The 22859-nt window shown below is 52.1% G+C and carries 21 protein-coding genes; 10 read left to right on the forward strand and 11 right to left on the reverse strand.

What is annotated here, in order from left to right:
- Positions 1–134: 134 nt before the first annotated feature.
- From F8N66_RS14120 to F8N66_RS14155, 6 genes are all read right to left on the reverse strand, one after another.
- Positions 135–530 (reverse strand): hypothetical protein, encoded by a 396-nt coding sequence (locus F8N66_RS14120; RefSeq protein ID WP_150770747.1) that lies wholly within the window; start codon positions 528–530, stop codon positions 135–137.
- Positions 527–1216: a hypothetical protein gene (locus F8N66_RS14125; protein WP_150770748.1), complete on the reverse strand. Its 690-nt coding sequence runs from the start codon at positions 1214–1216 to the stop codon at positions 527–529. The genes F8N66_RS14120 and F8N66_RS14125 overlap by 4 nt, the downstream gene beginning before the upstream one ends.
- A gap of 577 nt (positions 1217–1793) precedes the next feature.
- Positions 1794–3119 (reverse strand): esterase/lipase family protein, encoded by a 1326-nt coding sequence (locus tag F8N66_RS14130; protein ID WP_150770749.1) that lies wholly within the window; start codon positions 3117–3119, stop codon positions 1794–1796.
- A gap of 928 nt (positions 3120–4047) precedes the next feature.
- Entirely contained in the window at positions 4048–4776 is a 729-nt protein-coding gene (locus F8N66_RS14145) for a hypothetical protein (protein ID WP_150770751.1), read from the reverse strand.
- Between the two features lie 92 nt (positions 4777–4868).
- Positions 4869–5594: a hypothetical protein gene (locus F8N66_RS14150; protein ID WP_150770752.1), complete on the reverse strand. Its 726-nt coding sequence runs from the start codon at positions 5592–5594 to the stop codon at positions 4869–4871.
- Between the two features lie 500 nt (positions 5595–6094).
- The gene (locus F8N66_RS14155; RefSeq protein WP_150770753.1) at positions 6095–7990 is read right to left on the reverse strand and encodes a sigma-54-dependent Fis family transcriptional regulator; all 1896 of its coding nucleotides are present in this window, start codon (positions 7988–7990) and stop codon (positions 6095–6097) included.
- A 245-nt stretch (positions 7991–8235) separates the two neighbouring features.
- On the opposite strand from F8N66_RS14155, the gene F8N66_RS14160 reads away from it, so the two are divergent.
- Together F8N66_RS14160 and F8N66_RS14165 are read left to right on the forward strand one after the other, a co-directional pair.
- Complete coding sequence (locus F8N66_RS14160; protein ID WP_150770754.1) at positions 8236–10059, forward strand: NAD(P)/FAD-dependent oxidoreductase; 1824 nt, start codon at positions 8236–8238, stop codon at positions 10057–10059.
- Positions 10060–10197: 138 nt separating this feature from the next.
- Positions 10198–11166 carry an endonuclease gene (locus F8N66_RS14165; RefSeq protein ID WP_150770755.1) on the forward strand — a complete coding sequence of 323 codons (969 nt, stop codon included), beginning with the start codon at positions 10198–10200 and terminating at the stop codon, positions 11164–11166.
- A gap of 217 nt (positions 11167–11383) precedes the next feature.
- On the opposite strand, the gene F8N66_RS14170 is transcribed toward F8N66_RS14165, so the two are convergent.
- The 4 genes from F8N66_RS14170 to F8N66_RS14195 form a co-directional block, all read right to left on the reverse strand.
- A complete protein-coding gene (locus tag F8N66_RS14170; RefSeq protein ID WP_150770928.1) occupies positions 11384–11599 on the reverse strand; it encodes a hypothetical protein in 216 nt (71 codons plus the stop codon).
- Positions 11600–11741: 142 nt separating this feature from the next.
- A complete protein-coding gene (locus F8N66_RS14175) occupies positions 11742–12515 on the reverse strand; it encodes a ParA family protein (protein ID WP_150770756.1) in 774 nt (257 codons plus the stop codon).
- A gap of 697 nt (positions 12516–13212) precedes the next feature.
- A complete protein-coding gene (locus F8N66_RS14190) occupies positions 13213–13452 on the reverse strand; it encodes a hypothetical protein (RefSeq protein WP_150770930.1) in 240 nt (79 codons plus the stop codon).
- A 297-nt stretch (positions 13453–13749) separates the two neighbouring features.
- The gene (locus F8N66_RS14195) at positions 13750–14094 is read right to left on the reverse strand and encodes a hypothetical protein (protein ID WP_150770758.1); all 345 of its coding nucleotides are present in this window, start codon (positions 14092–14094) and stop codon (positions 13750–13752) included.
- 111 nt (positions 14095–14205) lie between these two features.
- Between F8N66_RS14195 and F8N66_RS14200 the strand changes: the two genes are divergently transcribed.
- The 6 genes from F8N66_RS14200 to F8N66_RS14225 all read left to right on the forward strand — a co-directional run bounded on the left by F8N66_RS14200 (position 14206) and on the right by F8N66_RS14225 (position 18905).
- Complete coding sequence (locus tag F8N66_RS14200) at positions 14206–15771, forward strand: recombinase family protein (RefSeq protein ID WP_150770759.1); 1566 nt, start codon at positions 14206–14208, stop codon at positions 15769–15771.
- Positions 15768–16679 (forward strand): ParB/RepB/Spo0J family partition protein, encoded by a 912-nt coding sequence (locus F8N66_RS14205; RefSeq protein ID WP_150770760.1) that lies wholly within the window; start codon positions 15768–15770, stop codon positions 16677–16679. Before F8N66_RS14200 ends, F8N66_RS14205 begins: the two co-directional genes overlap by 4 nt.
- Positions 16679–17584, forward strand: coding sequence for a plasmid partitioning protein RepB C-terminal domain-containing protein (locus F8N66_RS14210; RefSeq protein WP_150770761.1), 906 nt, complete (start codon positions 16679–16681; stop codon positions 17582–17584). The genes F8N66_RS14205 and F8N66_RS14210 overlap by 1 nt, the downstream gene beginning before the upstream one ends.
- Positions 17585–17633: 49 nt before the next feature.
- Positions 17634–17843, forward strand: a complete 210-nt coding sequence (locus tag F8N66_RS14215) for a hypothetical protein (protein WP_150770762.1) — start codon at positions 17634–17636, stop codon at positions 17841–17843.
- Positions 17844–18023: 180 nt separating this feature from the next.
- A complete protein-coding gene (gene tspO, locus F8N66_RS14220; protein ID WP_150770763.1) occupies positions 18024–18464 on the forward strand; it encodes a tryptophan-rich sensory protein TspO in 441 nt (146 codons plus the stop codon).
- A gap of 138 nt (positions 18465–18602) precedes the next feature.
- Positions 18603–18905, forward strand: coding sequence for a YciI family protein (locus F8N66_RS14225; RefSeq protein WP_150770764.1), 303 nt, complete (start codon positions 18603–18605; stop codon positions 18903–18905).
- Between the two features lie 172 nt (positions 18906–19077).
- Here F8N66_RS14225 and F8N66_RS14230 read toward each other — a convergent pair whose 3' ends face one another.
- Positions 19078–19641 (reverse strand): RNA polymerase sigma factor, encoded by a 564-nt coding sequence (locus F8N66_RS14230; RefSeq protein WP_150770765.1) that lies wholly within the window; start codon positions 19639–19641, stop codon positions 19078–19080.
- Between the two features lie 314 nt (positions 19642–19955).
- Between F8N66_RS14230 and F8N66_RS14235 the strand changes: the two genes are divergently transcribed.
- Positions 19956–22043, forward strand: a complete 2088-nt coding sequence (locus tag F8N66_RS14235; RefSeq protein ID WP_224790468.1) for a TonB-dependent siderophore receptor — start codon at positions 19956–19958, stop codon at positions 22041–22043.
- A gap of 256 nt (positions 22044–22299) precedes the next feature.
- The gene (locus F8N66_RS14240; RefSeq protein WP_150770767.1) at positions 22300–22533 is read left to right on the forward strand and encodes a hypothetical protein; all 234 of its coding nucleotides are present in this window, start codon (positions 22300–22302) and stop codon (positions 22531–22533) included.
- The last annotated feature ends 326 nt before the right edge of the window (positions 22534–22859 follow it).

Raw genomic sequence — 22859 nt, forward strand, 5'->3', positions numbered from 1 at the left:
TTAATTTTCTCGAAAGCGTCATTAATGGCGACCTGCTTTCCTCTGCGCATCTCAGAAGACATTGGCACAGGTTGTGGCGTTTCGCCTATTTAGATAACTGATGTTCAAGATTTTTCCAGCAGCAACGTTCAGATTCAATCAATTTTTTGGATGCCACGGCCAGTAGATCCAGAGACTCCACCTGTTTGAAGAACTGCCTTGCACTGCTGGCATTTTCTCATCAAATCGCCAAGATCAATGTTGCTACTTGAATCAGCGGTCTTTTTAGTCACTCCTATGCTATTCAGGTTGTCAGCTAGCGCTTTAATGAAGGAGCAATCTTTGTTGCGTTCGTAAATATCCATAAATTCTTTACCATGCCATACAGATAGTGGCTTATTTCCAGAGTTATAAGCATCTACAGATCTATCGTAGGATTTTTGGGCGGCCTGTTCAGCAGCAGAGCATTCCTGGTCGTCTACCGCCTCGACCATTGGTGCGATGGCGAAAAGTCCAAACCAAATGGCAAATATCAGCTTAATCGAGTTCATTTTATGGCTTCCCCGCCTGTTCTTTTTTTCAAAGACTCTTCGTATTGTTTTCTTACTTCTGAAGACTTAGGCAATAGAACAGGTGGTGGTTTACTATTTGCTTCTGTTTGCGTGTCGCCTGATGTGATCACCAAACGATCAGGGGCCAAGTAGTCATGTGTAGCCCGAGCAAACAACGCGGCGATAATGATGATTCCTCCCATAAAAATGCCAACTAAACCCGGGGTGTGGGTGGCGACCATGGCTTTAAATGACTCACCCGCAGCGGGCAGGGCCTGAAGAGAAATTCGATTCGAGTCACTGCTTGAAAAGAAGGAAACAGCCAGGCCGCCGAAAATAATCCCGGCACCTATCAGCATGGCCAGTAATCGCAACAGTGTATTGTTGATTAAGCCAAGGCCGGAAAAAGTGAAGGCCAGATCATCACCACTATTAGCATCAATGATTGAGGTCGTTCTAAAGATGGAGGTGGCAACCAACCCGATGAGCAGAAGGCCAGCGATGCCAAGGGCGATGCCTACCCCTTTCCACATGCCCGCTTGCCACGCAGACCAGTGAAAAATATGCATTCCTTTATCAACTACTTCGTCGTTTACTGGGGGAGCCACAGATACAGTGGCGGGTGTTGGGACGGAGACATTCGCTGAGGTTGGCTCTACAGCGGCGTCTTGATCAGTAGCGGACATATCAGAGCCTCTTGAATGGCTGAGCGACCCTTGATATGCCGTAACCGGCAAAAGCCGCATTATTTCCTGACCAAGCCTTTAGAATCTCAGGTTACAAACCATAAAGGCATTCATGCTGATAAAGCTTAGCTACCAACATTTTTTTTGCAAAGCTGGGCAATTTGTTTAGTCATTCGTGCCTGTCACTAGCCTAAGAAATCCATCAGTCTGGTGAAAAATTGAAGGAATGACTAAAGCCGTTGAGGTCATCGACGGCTTTTTAATTGGGTGGCCAGCAAAGGAATGTACAACACGAACCCAAATATAGTCCTACACGGCATCTCACGACTCGTAGCTTTTACCATCACCCTCCCTCGATGCTTGGATAAAGCCATCGCGTCCGTTTGCGATGCCTTATTCCACAACCTCGCTTCCGGAGTGTTCACCATAGTGCTCAAAACCACCTCAATGGGTGATTTTTTCGCCCATGAGTTTTGTATCTATACATCAAAGACCCCATGCCTAACATTGTGCTGCACGGTCTTTTGGTTCTGGTCACTGGTTTCCAACAGTGCCACTGAGCGTTGTGGGTTTGGAGCTATTGAAATTCAAAAACCGCGTCGTCTATCTGCCGCTCCATGACCACCTCAGCAATCAGCGTACGATGCGCTGTGAAAAAGGTTGTGATGTCTTTTTTCGCGATTGGTAGACCATCAGCATTTGCCGCAGAAATACTCCTATAGCCTACAGGGTTGTTAGGAGGTTCAAATGCTGGCTGAGCTGTAATGCTCAAGTAAAGAGTATCAATTGTATAGCGCCCAATGATAGCCATCAGGTCTTCTACTGATATATACAACGAACGGTAAGCAGGGTTGTCCTCATAGGCGTGAACTGTGCGAAAAACATCTTCATAAATCTCTTTTTCAAACTTTCTATCGGTATTTATCTTCCTATATATCTGAAGAAAGTAATCAGAGATGTCTTGCCCTAGATTGTCGCTCGCATGCGCGACCAGATTCATATAGCGCGGCGAGCGATTCTCTACAAAAGGATCAGTAGCGTGTATTTCATCCTGCCAGGGAAACGAACCATTGCTTACCGAGAACGCCTGATCCTCCACTGTTAAAGCCTTTTGAATTAATGACAGAGTATGAGGGTTTTTTGGCCCTCCGCTTTTTAATACAATGGTGCTGTGGTTTTCCTGGTCGATAATTCCAAAGGCTATATCACCTTTGGATTTTAGCAACTTCCAGCCGTCCTTGGCTTTTTGATATGAGTCCAAAGGAAGTTGTAATATGGCGCAATTTAAATTGGCAGTGCTAATTCTTACCGTTCCGTCGCTCCCAGCTTCATTCGCTATCGCCTCAACGCCGTCATACCCGACATTTCCTACCAACACGGTGGCGAGTATTTTTCCGGAGCCATACCAAATGTCATTGGAGAATAGATCTTTTTTGGCGAGGTTTACGGTGTAGGGCGAGCCCAGTTCCAGTCCTTTGAGTATCTGGGTGCCGGTCTGCCCCAGAAATTTGTTCCACCCTTTAACCACTCGACCGATGAATGACCGACCTTTATGGGCGAGGGGAGAGCCAAAGTTCGCCGGCGCCAGCATTAGAAAATGGTGTATGGGCACGCTATCGCTTCGGTAGAAACGCGTCATCCAGTCACGTACCACCAGGGCACCGGTACTATGAGTCACTATATCGACTGACCTAGGGGTAGTGGGGAGTTTGAGCTTTAACCAAGCCCGCTGCATAGCCACAGCAATGTCAGCGTAGGTCACCTTATCCTGAAGCGAAATCCAGTCCGCAATATCAATCACTACTGGTGGTCTTTTAGACCATTGAGCAATGTTAGTTGCCAGATTTTTAAAAGACTTACCCTCGTCACTCCATCCATGAACGATAACGATATGCTTGGCCATTTGGACTCCTTGCGCGCCGCCGACATAGTTAACACAGCGTAGAACACGATTTGAAGCAGGACATCCATCTCTTTCAGCCTGTCGCAATCCGTTACGTTTTTCGTCGCATTCCGGAACACTGCGCCAAGGGCCTTTCAGTCCATTAGCGCCATCGACTGTCGGTCTCCGTGAACGCTAATCGCTCGCTTGAGGTTATAAGCATTAACCGCCAATGCCATTTTACTTTTGCTCCCTCCGATGCGGATTCAACGCCACTTTGACACTCGTGCCGCGCTCACTAACACACCTGATCTACGTCCACTTGGACAAGCAGTCGGATCGCAGCGACGCAGATTTGTATTGTTAGTCAAAAGCCCCTTCTGCCGTCGATTTTTTGCGCGTCTGCGCATTGGTTCACCCTTAAGTTCGATTCGATAGCCGACTAGCAAAGCGATACCTGAACTCTATAGCCACCACCCTCCTTCGCCCTTCACGCCAAAGCGACCGCCCCGAATGTTGCTAAAAATCCTGCCAAATAGTCGTACAGGAACACAGATGTTAATTTCGGCTACAGGAGTTGTAACTCGATGTTGGCGACGCGGTGTTTCTGATCGATGAGTTTGTCGGCAGTGCGCGCTTCCTTGTCCCATCAAAAACGTCTAAGATTTCGCGGTCGATTCCACTGGACTAGAGGAATGTGGTACGGGGCCGCTTCGCGGAGGCTCCAAACTTGGATCGATGTGGGTTGGCACGCTGATCAGCGCTACTCGCTGAGGATTGCTTGAAGAAAAATACTATATCGACACAACGCCAGGGCAAACGGTGCTAAACATCACCGATATTGCAATCGAGCAAGACGCATGACTTACGGAAACCAACAACAATCTGCTTGAAATTAAAATCCACCAAGTTCACATCAGCAAATAACAGCAAGCAGCAACACCTGAGGCTACTCAAACATATTTGGGCTCGCATTAGCTATATCTTGTCCCTTATAGTTCTTCATGCTTTCTCCATAATACACAACCAACATGATGAAGCAGGTAGACAGATCTATTTTCTTTTTGGGCCTAGGAATCTCCATATTAAAATTTTTAATTTCAATAGAGTCGCCCACATGTAAGTCCTTTGAGATATCGTAAGCCTGAGAAGACCACCCTGAAAAATCAAAGGCTTGATCAGTGATGCACATTAACCCTGTATAAAACCTCAAGATATGCTCAAACCTAGGCCCAATGTCGGTGCTAGGATAATTAATTTCAACACTACTCACGTGAATTTTGATGCGATTACTCAACACATTTGCGATCCCTGCACCCCGTACATTCAGGTGCGCTCTAGGATTATCGGAGTTTGACGCAGTAAAGCTCACTGATTGTTCATTCCAGCCAGATGTCGGTTCCAAGGCGATATACTTGGCGGGAGAAAATAAAAATACAACAATAAAAATAGCTATGGCGCCTCCTGCCTTAATGAATTTTGGTATTTCAACCCTAATAGTACCAGGTATTATTGCGGCCACACCTGCAGCAGATATGGCTAGAACTGACGAGAAAACATTATATTGAAATACTGTTGGCTCCGGATATCTCACCGACAAAACTATACTGGTAATTATAAATAACAACCCGAATACAGCAGATGCAATTTTTTCACCGTGCCTCTGAAAATTCGTCATCTAAGGATACTCATCTTCTAACTCCCAAACTGCCAATCGCCCATCGCGAACGAACAGAAACCACTACAACAAATATAAAAAGGCAATGTCACTCATCTAAAAGTATCTAGCGCAGAGAAAACTGGCAAATCTGAAAAACCAGTCTCTACTCCATCGCCAAGATCCACGTCAAAAACAATAACGCATTTAGATATTGCCGTATTTTTGTCCGGGCGCTCAATGGTAAACTCAATGTCATTCAAGTTAATCACGCCACCCAAAGTGATCCACTGAGAAATCTTATACATACGAGAACGACTTGAATACAAGAATTCGTTTTCTTTTTGACACTTCAAAAGCGTGGAAATCGCATTGACAAACACCCTTTTTTGCTGATTGCTTTCCTTAGAGTAGGACAACTCTACAGCATTAAAATATATAATAGCTTTATTATCAGTAATAACAGCCTTACCATCACCTTTGATTTTTAATTTCCAATCATAATCATTATTTGTTATGTGAAAATTTACGACCTGTTCCTTCCAATCATCAGACGCTGGCTTTTCTGTTATATATTCTGCAGGAGAAAATAAATATATCAACACAAGTACCGCCATCGCCCCTCCCGCCTTTACTAATTTAGGAATTTCTACATTTATTGTTTCCGGAATGATAATGGCCATCCCAGCAGCGGAAAACGCAAGCACAACCGAGAAAACATTATATTGAAATACAGTTGGCTTCGGATATTTAATAGCTAAAATTAGACATGCCACGATAAAAAAAAATCCAAATACGGTGGCGACTACCTTTTCAACTTCTTTTGCGGACAAACTCATTATAGGAGCATCCAAGTTAAGTCAATTTTAGAGCTACCGTCCTTACCTAATGACGGTACTGTAAAGAAGCTTTATTTCAACTGTAGACCAAAATTTTTAACGCAGCTAATCACACCGTGTGCCAACGCCACCATGGTGGTGATTGGCAGAAGTGCCTGCCGCAATCACGTGTGACAAAGAGTTATTGTCGATGGCTAGCTGAAGCAAAAAAAACTCTCGTTCAGAGGCCTCGGCCTGCGCATTTCGAGTGCCCCGACTGACACAGAGTTGCTATGTATAGGGGGCGTTACGCGTGAGTACCTTGAGGAACTCCATGACGAGATCAATTACACTTGGCACCCTGATCCGTGATGCTGTGCCCCCGCAACCAGTAAGCCGGGCTTTACCCGAATGAGCGATTACAACGATCAGTATCATGCTAGTTCTGAGTGAGGCGAACGGCGAAGCTCAAGCGAGTCCTTTAAGTCAACGGGAGGACGCGCGAGGATGTCATTCTGCATTCAACCAGGTCGTGAAATACCGTGATGGCGCAGTTTGCGATAGAGCGTATTGCGGCTGATCCCCAGGCGTGCGGCAACATGAGCGATATGCCAGTGTTCCGCCTCAATCAACGTCAGCAGCGTCTGCCGTTCTGATTCTCCAAGCGGATTCTCAGCCAGCGTGGCTGTCGCTGGCGCTGCCGGCAGCAACTCCGCCAAGTCGTCCAGAGTGACACGCCCTTCCAACGCCAGCGCTACCAGTGTGCGTAAGCACGTACGCAACTGCCGGACATTGCCCGGCCACGGTTGCTTCAATAATCGGTCTCTGACGCCCGCCTCCAGCCGAATCCGTGTACCTATTGATTCTTCGCGCAGAAGTAGGTCGAGCAAACTGCCCTTGTCTGATCGTTCGCGCAGCGGTGGGAGCTGCACGGTGAACCCAGCAATTCGATAAAAAAGGTCTTCACGAAAGCGCCCTTCGGCTACACAGGTCTGCAGATCCTGGTGGCTGGCACTGATGAGGCGAACGTCGAGCGGACGTGCCGTCGCACCGCCTAGGGGCACCACCTGACGTTCCTCCAACACGCGCAATAGGCGAGTCTGTAAAGCCAGTGGCATATCGGCGATCTCATCGAGAAAAAGAACGCCGCCATGAGCCTGTTCCAGCTTGCCGATCATCCCGTCCTTGCGTGCGCCGGTGAAGCTGCCGCCGCGATAGCCGAACAGCTCGCTCTCGATCAGCGTTTCTGGAATGGCCGCGCAATTGATCGCCACAAATGGTTGGCTCGCTCTGGAGCTGGCGCGATGAAGCGCCGCAGAAAATGCTTCTTTGCCGGTACCGGTTTCACCCTGTAGAAACACCGGCACGTCGCGTTCCAGAACACGCAATGCGCGGGCAAAACCGCGTTGCAGGCGCGGGTCTTCCAGGCACACGTGCACGTCGTTAATTGTGGGCGTGGGGGGAATCACCAAGGGTGCTTGGTGCACGGGTTCTCGCAGCTGCCCGTAGAGCAGACGTCCGTCCACTAGCCGCATTGGCCAACAGACACTCGGCTGGGCGCTGGCCTGACTCATCACCTGATCGATGGGTGTTTCGAGCAGCATCGTCAGGGATTGTCCAAGCACCTGGTCACGGCTGAGACCCAGCAGATCAAGCGCAGCCTGATTGATTGAACAAATACGGGCGTTCTCGTCGAAACTGAGCAGACCTTCACCTAGCAGCCCAACGAAGCCCGCTTCTGGATGGAAGCGCAGCAAGTATCGCTGCGGATCATGCCTCAAGAAAAAACAGCTCTCGATCAACTTGGCTGACAGGTTGGTCAATGCCATGGCCTGGAAGTGTTGCTGAAGGCTATGGTCATCCCTTACGGAGGAAAGGTTGAGCACAGCTAGCAACTCTCCTCTCGCATCAAATATCGGGCTGGCCGAACAGGTCAGCCCAACGTGCTTGCCACGGAAATGCTCATCACGTCGGATGGTTACGTGCTTTCGCTCGACCAAGCAGGTGCCGACACCGTTGGTGCCTTCGCAATCTTCGCTCCATACCGAACCTAACCACAATCCTGAACGCTGGAACTCATCACGTTCGGACTCGTTAAACACACTGTCGATCGCCACACCGCGAGCATCAGTGAGTAGTACCACGTGGCCGTCGCGTCCGAGTTGTTGGTGCAAGTTGCCCATCTGCCAATGTGCAACACCGATGATGTGTTCCAGTGGCGCGCGGTGATCCTGCAAGCGCCGATGCTCAACCACGTTAGGTGCGCGGCGGCTGGCGGGATCGAGCTGATACTGATCCAGGCACCGGCGCCAGGATCGTGTGATGGCCAGGTCAGCCGTAGGGCCGTGATTGGCGATAGTGCCCTGCACGGCTTGTAGCACTTGTTGTGCGTGGGCGTTGATCAAGGCCGGCTTCATTGTTCTTGTTCTCCGTTACGGTTAGGACACGGGTCTGTTCGCAGCTTATATGAAAAGACTGCAACGAGCGTTTTTTGCACCGAGTGACACTCTGTCATCCCCTATTCCCGGATTCGTGACACAACCCCGAGTTAAAGCCTTAGCAGTACTGCGGCAGACGCTCTGCAACGAGGCTTTCATGAAGATGGCCCGGGCCTTGCTCCAGTACAAGTTGTTACAAAAACAACAAAAACGGGAGAAGCCCCATGAACATTGCTATCGATACACCTTTGCAAACGCCGACTGATCAGCTGGCGGCGTGGGTCGAATGCCTCAACGATCGTCTCATCCTGCGTGATTTGGACGGCACGTTGGAACTGTTTGCCGAAGAGTGCCACTGGCGTGACCTGCTACTTTTTAGCTGGAACCTGGTGACCTTAGAAGGCAAACCTGCAATCCGGGACATACTCGAAATACGCCTCGACCAGACTCGTCCTGAGCACTGGAAACTGGAAGGTGAAGCGACGCTCAATAACGGTGTGCTCGAGGGCTGGATCAGCCTGGAAACCGATTCGGCGCGAGGTAAAGGCTACCTGCGCCTGAAGGACGGCCTGTGCTGGACGCTGCTGACAACCATGCGCGAACTCAAAGGCTTTGAAGAACCCAGCGGGCGCCGCCGTCCCATGGGTGCCAGTCATGGCAACGCCCACGCTGACAAACGCAACTGGCTGGAGCGCCGTCGTGATGAAGAGGCTTCTCTAGGCATCACCACCCAACCTTATTGCCTGATCGTAGGCGGCGGCCAGGGTGGTCTGGGACTCGCTGCGCGGCTCAAACGAATGGGCGTACCAACCCTGATCGTCGACAAGGCTGAACGGCCTGGCGATCAGTGGCGTGGTCGGTACAAGTCGTTGTGCCTGCACGACCCTGTCTGGTACGACCACATGCCTTACCTGCCCTTCCCCGATCACTGGCCGATCTTCACCCCAAAAGACCAGATTGGCGATTGGCTGGAGATGTACACCAAAGTCATGGAGCTCAATTATTGGCCACGCACGGAATGCGTGAGCGCCAGCTTTGACGAGCAAAGTGGCACCTGGAAGGTTGAAGTGCAACGCGATGGCGAGCGTGTGACGTTACAGCCTGCCCAGTTGATCCTCGCCACCGGTATGTCCGGCGTACCCAATGTTCCGGTTTATCCGGGTGCCGAGGTTTTCAAAGGCCAGCAGCACCATTCCAGCCGCCACCCAGGCGGAGACGCCTGGAGCGGCAAGCGCGCGGTGGTCATTGGCGCGAATAATTCGGCTCACGACATCTGCGCCGACCTGGTGGAGAACGGCGCCGAGGTGACCATGGTGCAACGCTCCAGCACCCACATCGTGCGTTCCGATAGTTTGATGGAACTGGTCTTCGGCGGGCTCTACTCTGAAGACGCCCTGGAGACGGGGTTGACCACGGACAAGGCTGACATGCTGTTCGCCTCGATCCCCTACAAGGTGATGCCAAGCTTTCATCAACCCATCTTTGACGCGATCAAGGAGCGTGACAAGGACTTCTACGAGCGCCTGACCAAGGCCGGGTTCATGCTCGATTTCGGTGACGACGAGTCTGGCCTTTTCATGAAGTACGTACGCCGTGGTTCGGGTTACTACATCGACGTCGGCGCCTCTGAACTGATCGCTAATGGCACGATCAAGCTTAAGAGCGCGCCCGGCTTGGGTGTCGAACGCATTGAAACGGATGCCGTTGTACTCAACGATGGCAGCCGACTACCGGCAGATCTGATCGTCTACGCCACGGGCTATGGCTCAATGAATGGTTGGGCGGCAAAACTGATTTCCCAAGAAGTGGCTGACAAGGTCGGCCGGTGCTGGGGCTTGGGTTCTGGAACCACCAACGATCCTGGCCCGTACGAGGGCGAACTGCGAAACATGTGGAAGCCAACCCAGCAAGAAAACCTCTGGTTCCACGGTGGCAACCTTCACCAGTCACGGCATTATTCACTGTATCTGGCGCTGCAGTTAAAAGCGCGATTTGAGGGCATGAACACATCCGTCTATGGCCTTGCTCAGAGTCACCACACTGGCTGAGCCAAATGGCGCCCAGCCTAGGTTGGGCGCCTCTTCACAACGCCCCGGACGCACTCCGAACAAGGCGCTGCTGGAGCTCAAACTTGATGTCGGCGTCGTGCGTATAATGCGTTTCCTTTCAATCGCTTAAGCTGTCCAATGAAAAAACTGCTTTCCGTAGTAGCGCTGCTGACCTTCTCAGTAATCACCCCCGCCTTCTCAAGCCCTCCCTCGACCTTTTCCGAAGCCAAGGTAATCGCCAAGCAGAAGATCTATCTCGACCAGGCGAACAGCTCCATGGGCGAGTTATATTGCGGCTGCAAATGGACGTGGGTTGGCAAATCAGGTGGTCGTATCGACGCTGAGTCATGCGGACTTAAAGCCAGAAAGCAAGAGACTCGGGCAGAACGGACTGAATGGGAACACATCGTTCCAGCTTGGACATTCGGTAGCCAACGCCAATGCTGGAAGAACGGTGGTCGAGAGCACTGTGTGGACGATGATCCAGTGTTTCGAGCAATGGAGGCAGACCTGTTCAACCTCTACCCATCTGTAGGTGAAGTGAACGGCGACCGTAGTAATTTCAATTACGGCATGGCCTCCGGGGTAGCGCCGCAGTATGGGCAATGCAAGACGCGTGTTGATTTCGACCAACGTGCTGCGGAACCGCGTGACGAGGTCAAAGGGCTGGTCGCAAGAACAACCTTTTACATGTTCGACAGATATAAACTGAGCATGTCTCGTCAGCAGCAACAGTTACTGATGGCTTGGGACAAGCAATACCCGGTTTCGCCTTGGGAAACAGAGCGGGATCGGCGCATTGCATCAATCATGGGGCACTCCAATCCATTTGTAACTGGTGAGCGTCAATGGTCGCAAGGATACAAGGCAGTTGGTGATGGTGTTGTTAGCGTCGTTCCAGTCAATCCTCCACGGGCACCAGTCCAGCCAACCTTAGCGAGCGCGAGCGGAGTAGGGTCGATCATTGGCAACCGGAAAAGCCAGGTCTACCATCTCTCGATGGGGTGCCCTGGCTATGGTCAGGTGTCAGCTAAAAACCAAATTTCTTTTGATTCTGAGTCCGAAGCTCAGGCGGCGGGATATCGCAAAGCCGGCAACTGCAAATAGCTGCCTCACGTGTAAGGCCGGCCTCGCGAAACCGAGGCCGTATTCAATTAGTACCGATGACCCTGATCCACCGAAGTTATGGCCCTTGGGAGTTTCGCTGATCCTTCGTGATCGCCTGAGGGAGTGACATGCCAAATGCACATTACTTGATGATGTGAGAATCAGAGGACGAGCCGGGCTTACGCCCGAAGGAGCGATAGCACCCGTCTAAGCCCCATCACGCGAGCTTTATTGAGCTGCCTTGGATCTCGTCACGCGCCATTCGCAAATCATGGGCGTCCTGGTTGAGCCGGTGAATCATGTTGAGCAATCGCTGACGAAGCACCTCGTCTTGAAGCTGCTCTGCTGCACGCATCACATCGAGCGCAGCTGCCTCATTGTTAGTGGCGACAGAGTCGAGCAGTTTGCGCATGCTTCTTGATGGCCGATTCATCTTCACCCCCTGGATTTCAGTGACGCGAATCATATGGCTGGAATGTTTCGTCAGTGTTTCAGCAATACCAACTGATGTTGAGTCGCCGGCTCTGACTAATTTGGCGCGCGAAGGAGGGACTGCCTTAAGAGCCGATCCGTAGCTAAGCGGCCCGCTCCAGAGCATCCAACAAACCAAAAAACTCCCGTGAAAGCTGATGCCGAGGGGCCAAGTGGACAATGGGTATCGAAGCTTGGTGCGATTCGCGCATCTTGACGGAACTGCTCAGGTACACCGGCAACACAGGTAAACCTTCGGCCAGCAATTCATTCACCAACGTTTGGTGCAAGCTGGTATGCCCAGTGAACTGGTTGACTACCACACCTTCCAATTTCAGTGATTCATTGTGATCAAGACGTAACTCGTCTACCTGCGCGATGACACGATACAGCGCCTGGCGAGAGAAGCTGTCGCAGTCGAATGGGATCAGCAAGCTGTCCGCTGCCACCAGCGCACTGAAGGTGTAAAAGTTCAGTGACGGTGGTGTGTCGATATAGATGCGCTCGTAATCCTCGGACAGCTCCACCAGTAGCTTGCGCAGCTTATTGATCTTGTATTTGGACTCGAGTTTTGACTGGAGGTCAGTCAGGTCAGAGCAGGCGGTAACCAAGTGAAGATTGGTGTAAGAGGTCTCGGTGATGACCACTCGATTCCTTCTCCCTTCGAAGCCGCCGGACAATGTTTGTCTGAAAAAATCGGCGATGCCCGTAGGAATGCGATCGTTGATCAGGCCCGTCAGATACTGAGTCGAATTTGCCTGGGGATCGAGATCGACCAGCAGAGTTCGATAGCCTTCGGCAGCACTCGCTGCGGCAAGGTTGCAGGCAATGCTGGATTTTCCAACGCCGCCTTTCTGATTGAACACAACACGACGCATGGGCTTGCTCATCCATGAAAAGGCCGAAGGCCGGGTGACAGAAAATGTAAGAAGTCGTGTCAATTCTATGACCGATATATTTCAGTTTTACGACAGCACCTGACGTTAGCATTGATCTAGAGGGGTTGCGTACCAATACAGCCTGGTAGCAATGCAAATAGTACAACCCGAATATCTCGCAGACAGAGAACGATCCGGGCGTACAGGCCGGCGCAACCCTCACCCACTGCAGCAGCCTGTACCTGGGCGCATGGAATGGATTTGTAAGCGATTTTGAAAAGGTCTTGATGCCGGATCAGCGCAACGCCCCACTACACCTAGCTTCAACGGTTGGGGAAACGCAGAAGCACATTGCCCTGTCATAAATTGTCGCAGGTCAGTCCCGCACAGCTGTTGAAATCAAGGAGTCATACCGGTACTTGTAGAACACCATTCTTCAGCAGGGAACGCACCATGCACCCACGATTCAGAGTCATCGAGACCACTGGAATGGAAGATGGCGCTAAGCGATACAGGGTAGTTGATCTGGTCGAAGGAGGTTCCGCTAGCAAGCATGGCGTGTTCAAGACCAGAACCGAGGCAGACGTTGTTTGTTCGCACCTGAACTCGGAGCATCCCCGTGAGGGCGGTAAAGCCCGTGCGTCCCTCAGCCTTTGATCTGCTTGCTTCGGAATGGCAGGTGCTAGATTACTAATGCCTACAGCGTAGTGATGGATTCGCGTTCGGAAAGGATCCTCTCAAGCCGATCTTGGTTAAGACGCTGACATTCAACCTCAGCTTCATCTCGAGCCTGATAAATCGTCTTCAGGCGCAGCTTGTCCTCATTGTCGTAGAGGTTGAAGCCTATGGGAGCGGTCTTGCAGTAGAAGCGAGCTCCATTACGCACTGATTCCGTTTCCGTTGGGATTGCAGGTACAACGACAAAGCGCGAAATCATCTTCAATCCCTCTCCTAGAACGCAATCACTAATAGCGGCTATACACCAGTGCAGCAAGCAATCTCGCTTTTTTCCGATGACCAACACGAGGCATAGGAAAGGTTCGCATCTCCCGTAGAAGCGAGCCTGAAACGATTGCTACCAGCGCGGAGAAATTATTTTCATGTAGAGGTATCTCGAAGCATCTTCGCGTTAATTTGTGGACAATGTGACTCGGTTTTCGAGTCCATCACAAAGACGCGACTTCACCAGTCCTCCAGGTGAGGCGATCAGTACTAGGCGTTCATCTGCTACACCTTAGCCTTTGATTGTAAGGCATGAATCTATCCCCTCAATTGCAGTTTGAAGCTTCTCCCTAAGCGGGGGTAGCTCTGACGCAGTTAGTGCATAAGGCCTCCCCGCCATGCCGAGAAAAGCCGCCAAGGCAAGGTCGGAGTGCTTGATCAATGCCACCAAATGCTCACCTCGCGGGCCATTATTTCCGGCTAGCCAATTCTTAACTGTCCGCTCGTTCGCATTCGTCCAACGCATCAGTGTTTTCGTCGCCTGGTGTGTTTCGCCCAGCTCCGTGTGAAGCGCTCTAGCAATCTCAGCTGCATATTGTTTTTGGGCCAGAAAAGAATTGCCCGTTTTCGTGAACATTTTTCTCTCCCCGGTCTTCTACCTTCAATAGAACTATTTCGAAAAACGCAGTGACTGGTCACGGCCTGGGTTTCGCCATAGGGGCCGTGGGTCAGGGTGAGGATGCTGTCGATGCACACGCTCATTGGCGCAGGTGATGCTCACGATGAATCCAGCACGACCATGGCAGCCGCGTATGTCCGCATGTCCACTGAACACCAGCAGTACTCGACCGAAAATCAACTCGACGTCATCCGCATTTATGCCGCTACTCACACACTTGAGATCGTTAAGGTGTACACGGACATGGGCAAAAGTGGCCTTCGGCTGGAGGGCCGAGATGCACTGAAGCAACTGTTCTTCGATGTGGAGACCGGTCGTGCCGACTATTCAACAGTCCTGGTCTATGACGTCAGTCGCTGGGGCCGCTTTCAGGATCCTGATGTCAGCGCCAGTTATGAAGTTCGGTGCCGCCAAGCAGGTGTCTCGGTTCAGTATTGTGCCGAGCAGTTCATCAATGACGGATCGCCAGTTTCCAATATTGTAAAAAGCGTAAAGCGGATGATGGCGGGCGAGTACAGTCGGGAGCTGTCAGTGAAGGTTTTTGCGGGGCAATCTCGACTGATTGAACTCGGTTATCGCCAAGGTGGCCCTGCAGGCTTTGGACTCAGGCGGCAATTAGTCGACAGCACCGGCTCACCCAAAAATGAATTGCGTCTCGGTGAACATAAGAGCATTCAAACAGATCGTGTGATTTTGGTACCTGGCCCACCTGGCGAAGTCGAAATGGTGCTGCAGATTTACCGACTGTTCGTGGAGGAAGGCAGAAGCGAGCGTGAGATCGCCGATTGGTTAAATGCCCAGGGAGTACTCAATGATCGCTCACGACAATGGTCTAGAGGTACCGTGCATCAGGTACTGATCAATGAAAAATACGTTGGCAATAACGTCTGGAACCACTGCTCGTTCAAACTGAAACAGACACGAACCCACAACCCACCTGAAGAATGGGTTCGAGCGGATGGAGTCTTCCGCCCTATTGTCAGCCCAATCCTTTTTCACGCTGCCCAATCGATCATTCAAACTCGCTCCTATCGAATGCCTGATGACGAAATGTTGCAGGTGTTGAAGGCTATCTATGAACGCCGAGGTTTTTTGTCGGGTCTGGTCATAGATGAGGCCGAGGGCTGCCCCTCAAGTAGTGCCTACCAGCATCGGTTTGGAAGCTTGCTCCGCTGTTACTCCCTGATCGGCTACACACCAGCACGGGACTACCAATACATCGAAGCGAACAAACGACTTCGCAAGATGCACCCGCTACTGCTTCAGCAAACGACAATGAAAATCGCAGATGTGGGTGGTCATGTAGAAGTTGATCCGAGCACTGACCTCATGTTGGTGAACCATGAATTGTCCATTTCCCTCGTGCTGTGTCGCTGCCAAGTATCTATGGCTGGCTATAAGCGATGGAACATTCGTTTCGACTCAGGCCTGAACCCTGACCTAACGGTCGCCGTGCGAATGAAAGAACTCGAGGAAGCAGCCCAGGATTACTACATCCTACCCACCATCGACATGGAATGTCCTCACCTGCGCTTGGCGGAGAACAATCAAGCCAGCCTTGAGATTTACCGCTTCGACACATTGGACATTCTTTCGGAACTGACACGCCGCACTGATTACAGGAGGGTGGCATGACAGTAATTCAATCCCCTCACAGAGCCTGGATGCATGTCGCGGAAGAGTCGACGATTCGACTCATTCCTCTGAGAGATATACGCGTCCTCAATTCACGGATGCGCAACAAACAGGTCTTCGCCAAATTGGTCGAGAACATCTCGGCATTAGGGCTGAAACGTCCGATCACCGTGGCTCCCACGACCGGTGGTGCTGAGGCATTTGAGATCGTTTGTGGCCAAGGTCGCTTTGAAGCATTTCAAGCACTGGGTGAGGAAAAAATCCCCTGCATTGTAGTGACGGCCAGTGAGGCGGATCGATACCTGATCGGCCTCGTTGAGAACCTGGCACGCAGGAAGCATTCGAATCGCGAACTTCTGACTGCGATCCAGGTTCTCTCGGAACGTGGTTATTCCTGTCAGCAGATAGCCGGTAAAACCTGCCTTGATAGCGGCTACATACAGGGCATTCTCGTGTTGCTACGCCAAGGAGAGGAGCGGCTTATTGCTGCAGTCGAGAAAGGATGGCTGTCCATCAAACTGGCGATAGATATTGCCCGTTCGAAGGACAGTGACGTCCAACAAGCGATGATAGATGCCTATGAAAGCGGCCTGCTTAAGGGCGAGCAACTGATGAAGGTGCGTCGTCTGATTGATAAGCGAAAAACCTTCGGCAAACAATATGGGCAATTGCCAGCCAGCACAGAGAAGACGACTCCCCAAAAGCTCCTCAACACCTATCAGAAGGAAGTTCGGCGCCAGAAAGTGATGATCAAAAAATCCGATATCAATGAACAACGGTTACTGATCATCGTTACGGCCATGCGCAAATTGATGGCCGACGAATACTTCAGCACTCTGCTTCGCAACGAAGACATCCCTGATTTACCAAAGCCTCTGGCCGACAGAATATTCGGAGAGAAGCCGTGATGGGTGAGATCAAGCAAGCATTTGAGGAACGTGTCATTGCGATTCCGCTGGAGCAGATCCTTCCATCGCGCAAGGTCGAGCACTTGATCGCTGGTAGTAAAAAATATGCCAGCATTTTGAGCTCAATTAAAGAATTAGGTGTGATCGAACCATTGGTGGTTCACCCGAAACAGGTCATCGCTGGAGGGATATCTTCGTTCATGCTTTTGGATGGACATCTTCGACTCGAAGCGCTTAAGTCCCTCGGAGCACATGAGGCGCTATGCCTGATTTCTACCGATGACGAGGGCTTTACCTACAATCGGCAAATCAACCGGCTGACGCCCATACAAGAACACAAAATGATTGTCTCTGCGTTGAAAAAGGGTATCGAGGCGTCTCGCATTGCTACGGTGCTGGGGATCAATGTGGATCGAGTCCACGACAGAGAAAATTTACTGCGTGGCATAGCCCCCGAGGCCGCAGAAATGCTAAAGGTTCGCATGGTACCGCAGGATGTATTTCGCTCCCTTCGGCAGATGAAACCCATCCGTCAGATAGAAACAGTAGAAATGATGATCTCGGCCAACTGCTTCACCCGGAACTACGCTCGTATGGTGTTGGCGGCGTCCAGGCCGGAGATGCTAATTGAACAAAAGAAGAAGCCCACACATGAAGTAAGTGCAGTGGACATTGCTCGCATGGAGCGAGAAATGGAAAACCTCCAGCATGACTACAGGCAAGTGGAGGATACCCTCGGTGAAACGATGCTGGTCTTGGTCGTAGCCAAGGGGTATCTCATGCGCCTTCTCCGCAATCAGGCCATCGCTCTCTACCTGACTCACCACTACGCAGAATTGCTTGAGGAGCTGGTCTCGATAATGGAGGCAGTTACTTCAGATGCCCGGCAACTGGAGCGGGAATAACGACAAGGCATAAAGGGACTACGCTGATCTTTTCCACGGAGGAATCGCTATGTCCAACGCAGATCTGCTCCCTTCCCTGCTTTGCAAGATCAACGAAAATCAGCTCGCGCTCGAGGCCGCAATCATGGAGCTCACAAACTGGGTTGAACAGCGCGGATCAGGTGACGTTGCGCAGAACGTTCGGGGAGCACTTGAAGCCATAAGCAGGAACGAAGATTTCGTCAATTTGACCCTCGCGGTGCTTATGGCACCGGAATAACCAAGCCTCGACTTTGGTGACTTCCCCCGAACCGACTCATCTCGCCGCCCGCCTTTACATGTTGAGCAGGGGAAATTTCATCTATCAACTCAAACTTTTCACTTCAGCGGGCGTCCTCTCTTTAGAGCTGCGGACATAGCTTCGCAATTCAAGACGACTGACCTCAGCTAAGGAACGGTGATGACGTTTTATATTTTCCTCCTCGCATGCGGATCTGCGGCAAGCACAGGTCTCTTCTTTAAACCGGGCCAGTGGTACGAATCTCTGGCGAAACCCGGCGTCACACCGCCCAACTGGATGTTCCCGATTGCCTGGACAACTATTTATCTATTGCTCGCTTGGGCTGGATACCGATTGACCCAGATACCTGGAAGTCAGGTGGTGCTGGCTTTATGGGCCGCTCAGATTGCGCTCAATACGCTGTGGACACCGGTATTTTTCGGAGCGCAACGCGTTCTCGCCAGCATGGTGATTTTGACATTGCTGTGGCTTGTGGTCGCGGTAATGGTGGTTTTGGCAGTGCAGCTTGACGTGATCACTGGCTTGATCCTGTTTCCTTACCTAGTGTGGCTTTGTGTAGCCGGCGCGTTGAATTTCTCCATCTTGCGCAGTAACCGCTGATACGAACTCAAAACGGGGTACATAAAGCCCTGTCCTGGTAGCGAAACCGAGTGGGTAGCGTGCGTAAATTCAACGAAAAGCTCGCTAACTGCTGCGCATTATCGAGCCTCACCTGCATAACGTGATCAAGGGAAACAAGTGAACGAATACATACTGTTGATGCACCAAGACGCCCCCAACTCGGAGGCGGCAAATGATCCGTCTCATTGGGCTCGATATATCGCCCAACTGCGCGGCACCGGCAGATTCGATGGCGGTAGCTCGATTGGTCAGGGGGAACGCCTGCGCAAAGGTCAGTTGAGCCAGCCCAGCGTTACTGATATCAGTGGCTTCATCCGAGTCCGTGCAGGCAATCTTGAAGAGGCTAAGAAGTTACTTGCTGGCAACCCGGTGTATGAGGCGGGTGGCACAGTGGAAATTCGTGAGCTGCCCAGCACCTAAAGGCCAAGCTCAAAATCGTGGCGGACTGTCTGGAGTCGATTGCTGTCTATGTTAGTAGGCTGCATCTGACCGTTTTGCGCCATGTCGCTGCTCCGCAATGGACTCTGCCGCCCTTCCCAGAGGCGGCAATCCAACCTGCTGCCGAAGCCAACCCTTCCAAACTTGTTTGCTTTTATGAACGGCGATCATTTCCAGCAGCAGGCGAAGCAAACCTGAATTTGGTACCAACGTAGCCACGCGCCAAGCATGTACGGCAGTGCTGTATACCTTTGGCAATCTGCTTTTCAACGGTGCTTTCGTTGATGTTCATCTGCGTGGCGATCTCACGCATGGTGAATCCTTCGCATCGGGATAGCTGAAATACTGTGCGGTACTTCTCCGGCAGTCCCCTCAACGCTTCGGTCAATATCTCCAGCTCCTCACAGATTCCGGCAGCCTCGTCCGGTGGTGTCAACGGACACTCGACCTCTTCGGCCATCTCACTTTCGCCTAGGTAACGACCATGAGTGGTGTCCTGTCGGTGCTTATCTAGCAACAGGTTGGTGGCCGTACGGTAGAGATAGGCCAGGGGTTTGTCAGGCTGCTTGGTCGAATGCCGTGCCGCACGCAGCCAAGTCTCCTGAACAATGTCCGATGCAGTAGCGGAGGAGCCGGCTCGGCGCTGGATATAAGCCTTGATGTCCTCGTAATGGACTTCAACCAGCTGGGTCAGGGTGAGGCGTTCACTTACGGCCATTATCGAGAACAGTCAGGTCGGGGAATAGGTTTAACGCTATCACATTTGATAAATACTCTCAAATGCGTATAAACCTTATTCCGAATACAATCACATTTGCGTATGATACATATTCTCAATAACAGCAAAACCAAATGTGAGTCCGCATGTCCCCCTCCCTCTCCCTCTGTTCACAAAATACCGTTTCGCCGCGCGCGCCTTTGGCATTGCGCCCTCTGGCTCTCGCCGTGCTCATGCTGGCAGCCGGCATCGCCTGTGCTGCGCCCTCTTTGCAGGCGGCGGAACAAAATGAGCAGCTCGAGACGGCGGGTGCCTTGAACCTGGCCCCTATCGCCATTACCGAGACAGCCACCCGTGAACGCAGTGCCGTCACCGAAGACACCCACTCCTACACGACGGAAGCTGCACGCACGGCCACGCCGCTGAGCATGTCGCTGCGGGAGACGCCGCAATCGGTCAGCGTCATCACCCAGCAGCGCATAGAAGACCAGGATCTGAATACCATTCTCGACGTGGTCAACAACGCCACTGGGGTGTCGGTCAACCGCTACGAGACCAGCCGGGCGCAGTTCAACGCCCGTGGCTTTGAACTCAACTCGTTGATGATCGATGGCGTACCCACGATCTTCGAGCAGCCATGGAGTTCGGGGGAAGTTTTCAGCAGCCTGGCCATGTATGACCGCGTTGAAATCGTGCGCGGCGCCAACGGTTTGATGACCGGGGCCGGTGATCCTTCCGCAACCATCAACATGGTGCGCAAGCGCGCCAGCAGCACGGATCTGAAGGGCTCTCTGGAACTGAGCGCGGGTACCTGGGACACCTATGGCGTCGAGGCCGATGTGTCCAGCGCACTGAACTCCGAAGGCACTATCCGTGGGCGTCTGGTCGCAGAGACGAACGAAGGCGACACCTGGATCGATATGAACTCGACCAAGCGCCAGACCCTGTACGGCACCATGGATATCGACCTGACGCCGGACACCACGCTGTGGTTCGGCTTGAGCCGGCAGGAAAGCAATGCCGACTCGCCGATGTGGGGTGGTTTGCCCGTCTGGTACGCCGACGGCAGCCGCACCCACTGGAGTCGCTCGAAGACCACCTCCGCCAAGTGGAGCAAGTGGGACACCACTTACGAGACCTACTTCGTAAATCTCGATCACAAGTTCGCCAACGACTGGCAAGTCAACCTCAGCTACAACCGTGGCGAGCGCAAAGGCGACTCTTCCCTGCTCTACCTGTCCGGAAATCCAGGCCAGAATGGCAGCTCCGGCATGTTTTCGTTCCCGGCGACCTACAAGACTGAAACCACCCAGGATGACTACGGCATCCGCTTCAGTGGCCCGTTTTCGATGTTGGGTCGTGAGCACGAACTGGCCTTCGGTTATGTCGACAGCAAACAGAAATTCGACGCCGACTCACTCGACGCGCAGACAGGCTTTGATGGCGTTGCCGATTTCGATTCCTACAAAGGGGATTTCCCCGAACCAATCTGGGGCCCGAGAACAGACTACGGCTACAGCGAAACTCGCCAGAAAGGACTTTACGCCGCAACGCGCTTGAACGTGACCGACGATTTGAAAGTGATTCTCGGCGCGCGTGAGAGCTGGTACGAGAAGACCAGTGATGACGTCTTCTCGGAAGTGAGCAAGGTCGATGTCGATCATGAGCTGACCCCCTACGCCGGCGTGGTCTATGATCTCACCGACAACCTCTCGGCTTATGCCAGCTACACGGAAATCTTCCTGCCGCAATCAGTACGCGACAGCAGCGGCCAGACGTTGGAACCTATCGTTGGCGAAAGCACTGAACTGGGCCTCAAGGGTGAATACTTCGATGGCCGCTTGAACGCCTCCGCTGCCATTTTCCAGATCAAGCAGGATAACCTGGGCCAGAACACCGGCGAGCTGATCGACCCTTCGAATCCGGTCGGCGGCTTCGCCTACAAGGCCAGCGAAGGTGCAACCAGCAAGGGCTTCGAGCTGGAAGTCTCCGGCGAACTGGCGACCGACTGGAATGCTTCGGTGGGTTACACCCAGTTCACCGCCGAAGATGCCAACGGCGACGACGTGAACACGCTGTACCCGACCAAGTTGCTGCGTACGTTCACCACCTACCGTCTGCCCGGCGTGTTCAACAAGCTGACCATTGGCGGCGGGGTTAACTGGCAGGACTCGATCTACACCTACGCCACCAACCCGGCAGGCAACTCCGAGAAAATCCAGCAGGATGCCTATGCCCTGGTCAACCTGATGGCGCGCTACGAGATCACCGATAACCTCTCGGCGCAGGTGAATGCCAACAACGTCACCGACGAGAAATACTTCGACATCTTTGATGCCTACGGTGCGCTGACTTACGGTGCGCCGCGTAGCATTACTGCTTCCGCGAAGTACCGGTTCTAAGATGCTGAATGGGGTGGCGAGAATTTTTTTACTGCCCAAGAAACCGACGTAATGACACAACACAACACCGGCCTTGCGCCGGTGTTGTGCTTTTCGCTGATCGGCACCCTGCAATGGGTCGAGTAATGTTCGCAGAAAAAACCAAGCACCCCGCTATACCCGCCTCATTGGCGGCGCCGTTCAACCAGTGGGAGCCCACTTTTCGGTTGCAGTGAAGCGCACTATGATCGAAAGGTGATTTCATGGGAGTAAGGCTATGTCCCGTCGAAAAGTGGGTGCCCTTTTCGCTCTTGCTGTGATCGGCTCAGCCGCAGCTTACTCCGCGCATTTCGTTGGCGAGCAGATAGCCTACCTGCATGACAAGCTCTCTCCTCCAACAGAACAGCTAAAGCTTTCCTCTGATTGGCCAGGAACAGCAGCCAGCCTTCCAGCGCTTGGCGAACTACCTAAAGTTCAATTCCAACATGACACGGCACAACCGAAGTACTAGCTTGCGAACCTGGAAGTCATTCGCCATCTATCACGATATTTTCACATCCATCAACGTACGGTAGATGTAGCTCCTTTTGTGATTACCCGCCCGCTCTCCCCATAGCGGGCTTTTTTTCGTGTGCAGTAAACCCGACTGTGACTTCAGTCGTCACGGGGCTCACCTTTACGTCTGTACCACGCCAGCAATGTCGGTAGCCGGGCCCAGGTGCCCGAAAAGCGATTTCTCCATCTTGCGCTACTGTCTCAACATTGTTGGGCTATAGAGAAAGGAATACCGCATGCTTTATTTTCAGGAAATGCTTGGCATTCGCTATGTGCTGAAGC

The sequence above is a fragment of the Pseudomonas fluorescens genome, from assembly GCF_902498195.1.
Classification (GTDB): Bacteria; Pseudomonadota; Gammaproteobacteria; order Pseudomonadales; family Pseudomonadaceae; genus Aquipseudomonas; species Aquipseudomonas fluorescens_BU.